This is a genomic window from Streptomyces sp. WELS2, assembly GCF_013870595.1.
Classification (GTDB): domain Bacteria; phylum Actinomycetota; class Actinomycetes; order Streptomycetales; family Streptomycetaceae; genus Streptomyces.
In genome coordinates this window covers 1-1,068 of record NZ_JACBWZ010001345.1, presented here as the reverse complement: position 1 = coordinate 1,068, position 1,068 = coordinate 1, and the positions used below count along the sequence as shown (strand labels likewise).

Sequence of the window (1,068 nt, the reverse complement as noted above, 5' to 3'; positions counted from 1 at the left end):
GGTGCTGCTGCCAGGCCACGGCACCGGCCACCAGGGCGAGCACCAGCAGCACGGACACCGATCCGGTCAGCCCGCGCAGCCGTCTGCGTTCGCGGGCGTGCGTGGCCGTGCTGGCGGTCAGGAATTCCCGCTCCACGGCGCTGAGTTCGCGCTCCCGGTCGGCCGGGTCGAAGGCCTCGGTGGCCTCGGCCAGCCGGGCGCCCCGGTACAACGCGCCCGGGTCCCGGCCCAGTTCCCGCCATGATTCGGCGGCCTCGGTGAGCCGGCGCAGTACCCGCAGCCGGTGCCGGTCGTCCTCGATCCAGCCCCACAGCCGTGGCCAGGCGGTGATGAGTGCCTCGTGCGCGAGGTGGACGGTCTCCCCGTCCAGGGTGATCAGCCGGGCGCGGGCCAGGCGTTCGAGGACCGTGTCGACGGTGCCGGACGAGTGCGGGCCGGTGGCGCGCAGTTCGGCGCGCCGTACCGGCCGGCAGGTGTCGGCGGTGCCCTCGCCGGGCGCGATCAGGCGTAGCAGCACCCGTCGTACGAGGTCGGCCTGGCTGTCGGTGAGCCCGGCGTACAGGTCTTCCGCCGTCTGGGCGATGGCGCCGCGCACTCCGCCGGCCGCCTCGTAGGCGCGCAAGGTGAGGGTGCGGCCGGTGCGGCGCCGCCAGGTCTCCAGCAGGGCGTGCGACAGCAGGGGCAGGCCGCCCGGCTCGCCGGCCACCTCCTCCACCAGCTGCGCGGTCAGCGCCCGTTCGACCGTGAGGCCGCGCGCCATGGCCGGCTTGACCACGGCCTCGCGCAGTTCCTCGCGGCCCATGGCGGGCACCGGCACCGCGGCGTCCCGCAACACGCGGGCCAGTTCGGGGTGTTCGAGGCAGCGGCCGTAGAAGTCGGCGCGTACGCCCAGGACCACCCGCAGCCGGCTGCCCGGCTCCCGGGCCGCCAGCAGCGCCCCGATGAAGCGGGCGCGTTCCCCCGGGTCCGGGCAGAGCGTGAAGACCTCTTCGAACTGGTCGACCACGACCAGGGTGTCGCCGTCGTCCCCGGCGGGCCGCAGCTTGTCCGCGTGGGAGCGCGCCGGGT

Annotated in this window: 1 pseudogene; it reads right to left on the bottom strand. The window is 75.7% G+C overall.

Going from position 1 to position 1,068, the window contains the following annotated elements:
• Positions 1 to 1,068, bottom strand: a pseudogene (locus H5J33_RS36255) (hypothetical protein); the annotation flags it as partial.